Here is a 3,683-nt window from a genome sequence, read left to right on the forward strand (position 1 = left end):
GTCACGAGGCAGCCCCCTGACGACCACCGGAATCCGTTGCCCCGGAGCCGGTTTCGGAACCGGTGCTACCGGCGTTAAAGGCGATGTCGACCGGCGGCCGCTGCGCGGCCGGGTCCACGCCACCGAGCACGGCGGGCGCGACCTGCATGCCGGAGGTGAGCCCCAGCTCGGCGTCACTCGTGGGCGCGCCCACGAGCCCGGCGCGCAGGACGTGTTCCTCGTCGCTGTCCTGACTCGCACCACCCATGGCGGTGGGCGCCATGCCCGTACTGGCCTGCTGGACCGTAACCGGTTGTGTCACAACGCGTTGCGTCGTGGTCTCCTCCGCCTGCACGGTGGTGTTCGCACGCAGCTGCGACAGCGGCATCGGCGGCAGGTTGAGCGAGCCGAGGGACAGCGAAGGCATCGACGGCATCGCGGGCGTCGGCGTTTCCGGCGTCTCCACCGGCGCGGCCGGTTGCTCGGTGGGCGTCAGCCCGGCAGTGACCTGCGGCGGCGCCTCGTGTTCCCAAGGCTTGGCGAGCGATTCGGTGGCCGACTCGTAGGTCCGCATCACCCGGGCCGCTTCGGCTTTCGCCTTCTCGACGTCCGTCTCGTTCCCCGCCATCCCGCCGAGCAGGATGGGACCGAGGGCGGGACCGAGCTGCTGGAACAGCTGCTGGATGTCCTTGAGCTTCTCGACCTCGTCGACGTCGGGCATCGTCAGCTTCGCGAGTTCATATGCGGCCGCGTGGGTTTCGGCCTGCACGGCATTCCCGGCCGCGGCCGACGCGGACGCGCCGAGCCAGTCCCGCAGTGCCTTGATGCGTTCGATGAACGGCCCGCTGTTCTTGGATTCCCAAGCGCTGTCGAGGATTACGAGGATCCGCTCGTACTCGAGTGCCGCCGCCGCGAAACCCGCGCTCAAACGCGTCCACGCGAGACCAGCCTCGGCGGCGGGTACCGCACCGGCACCCGTCACCAGGTCGCGTGCCAGCTGCTCGGGCGGTCGGGATTCCCAGACCGTCTCGGTGAAGCCGGGCTTCGTCGGTTCCAGCATCGAGGAAGGCCTCCGCTCAGGCGAAACCGAGGACGGACTGGTCCTCGACCCGGCCGAAGGCGTCGAACTGGCTGCGCAGCGTCGCCGCGAGATTGCGCAGTTCGGTGACGCCGTCGCCGCCGGAGTTCACGAAGGACGCCGCCACCGCGCTGAGGGTCTGCGCGGCCCGCTGCGACACCTCGTCGGCCCCGGCCGGCGCGAAGTCGAGCTTGACCTGCTCGACCCCGAGACCGTTGGCGATGCGGTCGGCCAGCGCGTCCAGCTGGGCCGCGGCATCGCGTGCGGTCGAGGCGTCGAAGCGCAGACCGTCGAATGCGTTGGTGCTCATGCCATTCCTCCTGTTACCCCTGGCTATACGTCTTACAGCGTCAGTGCCTTGTCCGGCGGCTCTTCGATGGCCTCGATGGCGCCGACCACCGGCAGCACCACGCCTTCGATGACACCGACCACCTCGTCGCCGTGCGCGCCGGTGACCAGACCGGAGCGGTCCGAAGTGGACTCCTCGTCCGCCGCGCCGGCGCGGCCCGCGGCACCGGAAGCGCCGCCGATGCCCGGTGTCGTGGTGGCGGTGGTGCGCCCGTTCGCCTCGGTCGTCGTCTTGGGAACTCCGGCCCCGGAGGTGACCTCGCCGGTCGGAATTCGATTGGCGCCCAACGTATTCGGCGTCGTGGTGGCAGGCGTCGTACCACCGAAGAGAGTACTGAGCGGACTACCGCCACCGCCATCGGTTTTGGTGGTGTCCGGGCTCTCGGTCTTCTTCTCGTCGTCGGTCTTGGTGGTGGTGACCGTCGGCGTGGTGGTCTTGGTGTTCGTATTGGTGTTGGTGTTGTTATTCGTGTTGGTGTTCGAATTGCTGTTGCTCAGAGCCGAACTGAGGTCACTGACACCGGTCGACACGACCGACGCGCCCTTCTCGACCACCTTCTCCGCAACGGTCGGCGCGACGCTGGTGATGGGCTGCAGCGCGGTGCCGACCATGTTCACCAGCGACTCGATATTGGACGCGAACGGCGCGCCCGCGATGATGATCTTCGTTCCGGCTTCGGTGATCTGGGCGGTGCTGCCCGCGAGCTGGAGACTCGTCTTCGCGGCGATGGCCATGCCGGCGTTGATCGTCGTGGTCGCGGTCTCGATCAGCCAGGGAATACCCGCGGGCGTCGCGAGCAGCGCGACTGCCCCGGTCACCTGCGCGATGAATTGCCCGATGAGAGCAGTCATTTCGCCATAGCCCTCGGCGACGATCGCCTGCGCGGCAGCCAGGATGAGATGCTGCTGCGCGCCCTGTGCGGCCACCTCACCACTCTGCGCCTCGACCGTATTGCTCTTGTCCTGAGCGGCGGTCGCGGCGTCACCGGTCCAGCTGTTCATGACCGTGCTGGTCGCCGACTTGCTCGCCGACGTGGCCGAAGTCAGTGCGCTGATCAACGAGGTCAGAATGCTCGCCGGATTGAAGCTGCTGCTGGTGCCGGTCCCGAACGACTGCAGCAGGCTGGTGACCGGTGAGATCAGCGAGGTCAGATCGATCGTCGGCAGCGTGGGCAGCTGTATCCCCGACAGATCCGGCAGGCTGATCGACGGGAGCTGCGGCAACTGCGGCATCCCGATATTGCTCAATACATCGGCGACCGGCGTATCGAGGTATGGACCGACCGGACTCGCGCGAAGCTCGTCCAGGACGGTCGGATTCGAAGGAGTGGTCACAGCACCGACGACAGGAAGCTCGCGGCCGAGGTCACTTCATTGGTGCCGTAGGCGCCGACGGCCGCGTACGCGGTGGTCGCGGTGTTGGCATGCACCGCGGCGATCTCCGCCGAGGACATCAGGAAGTTCCCCTGCGCGACAGCGAAAGCCGCCAGAAACTCCTGACCGATGAGCCCGAACACCGGCACCGACTGCGCGAGCGAAGTCGCCACATCCGCCGCGGCCGACCCCGCGACCTGCGTCGCGATAGCCGCCTTCTGAGTGCCGTACGCCAAAATGGGCGTGAAATCCGCCATCACGTGATCAGCCATCAGTGTCCCTCCCACTACCTTTGATCTTGCACAGGATACAAGTACGAAATTTGTTGTGCCAGACCGCAAGATGCAAACTCTGGCTCAATCTTGTGTAAACAAACCGGCCTACTCGGCCAGCTCCTCATTGAACCGGTTCACGATCTCCGCCCGCCGCTCGAACGCCCGCCGCGCCGCCTGCGCCGCCGTAGTCACCACAGCCTGCTCGAACTCCCCCGGCGTCATCCGACTCACAGCACTACTGAACTGCAGATCCTTGAGCGCCCCATTCCCGTCGACCTCAGCCATCACAGCCCCGTCCTCGGACGTCTCCCGCCCCCGAACCGCAGCCATCTGCTCCGCCAAGTCCTGAAACCGATACAGCTGCCGCCGAACCTGCTCCTGCAACTCATCCATCGACGAAACCACGAGCGCCCTCCCTACACCGACCTGAGCCAACTCTGCGGCTCAGTATCGTAGTCCTGCTCCTCAACGATTTCCTGCCGAGCAACTTCAGCCTCGGTAGGCAGCCCCGCCCTCGCGATGCTCTCCGCATCAAGCCCAGCCTCCTCCAACTGCTTCCGCAGTGCGAGGCCGGCGCGGTTGGCAGCCTTCTGACACAGCCGCAGAATCTCCCCTGCCAGCTGCTGCGG

Annotated in this window: 5 protein-coding genes and 1 pseudogene; all 6 read right to left on the reverse strand. The window is 66.7% G+C overall.

What is annotated here, in order from left to right; genetic code table 11:
• Window position 1 precedes the first annotated feature (1 nt).
• The gene (locus tag ACWELQ_RS40885; RefSeq protein WP_452402360.1) at window positions 2-1,039 is read right to left on the reverse strand and encodes a PPE domain-containing protein; all 1,038 of its coding nucleotides are present in this window, start codon (window positions 1,037-1,039) and stop codon (window positions 2-4) included.
• Window positions 1,040-1,055: 16 nt separating this feature from the next.
• A complete protein-coding gene (locus tag ACWELQ_RS40890; RefSeq protein ID WP_452402361.1) occupies window positions 1,056-1,367 on the reverse strand; it encodes a PE family protein in 312 nt (103 codons plus the stop codon).
• A gap of 32 nt (window positions 1,368-1,399) precedes the next feature.
• On the reverse strand, window positions 1,400-2,740 hold the full coding sequence (locus ACWELQ_RS40895) for a hypothetical protein (protein ID WP_452402362.1): 1,341 nt from the start codon (window positions 2,738-2,740) through the stop codon (window positions 1,400-1,402).
• Entirely contained in the window at window positions 2,737-3,051 is a 315-nt protein-coding gene (locus ACWELQ_RS40900) for a hypothetical protein (protein ID WP_452402363.1), read from the reverse strand. The genes ACWELQ_RS40895 and ACWELQ_RS40900 overlap by 4 nt, the downstream gene beginning before the upstream one ends.
• Window positions 3,052-3,159: 108 nt before the next feature.
• Window positions 3,160-3,459, reverse strand: coding sequence for a YbaB/EbfC family nucleoid-associated protein (locus ACWELQ_RS40905; RefSeq protein WP_452402364.1), 300 nt, complete (start codon window positions 3,457-3,459; stop codon window positions 3,160-3,162).
• An 11-nt stretch (window positions 3,460-3,470) separates the two neighbouring features.
• Window positions 3,471-3,683, reverse strand: a pseudogene (locus ACWELQ_RS40910) (hypothetical protein); the annotation flags it as partial.

Source organism: Nocardia sp. NPDC004722 (genome assembly GCF_053601505.1).

Excerpts from the sequence above, each read along its gene's own strand:
- ACWELQ_RS40885 (WP_452402360.1), bottom strand. The coding sequence starts at position 1,039 with ATGCTGGAACCGACGAAGCCCGGCTTCACCGAGACGGTCTGGGAATCC.
- ACWELQ_RS40890 (WP_452402361.1), bottom strand. The coding sequence starts at position 1,367 with ATGAGCACCAACGCATTCGACGGTCTGCGCTTCGACGCCTCGACCGCA.
- ACWELQ_RS40900 (WP_452402363.1), bottom strand. The coding sequence starts at position 3,051 with ATGGCTGATCACGTGATGGCGGATTTCACGCCCATTTTGGCGTACGGC.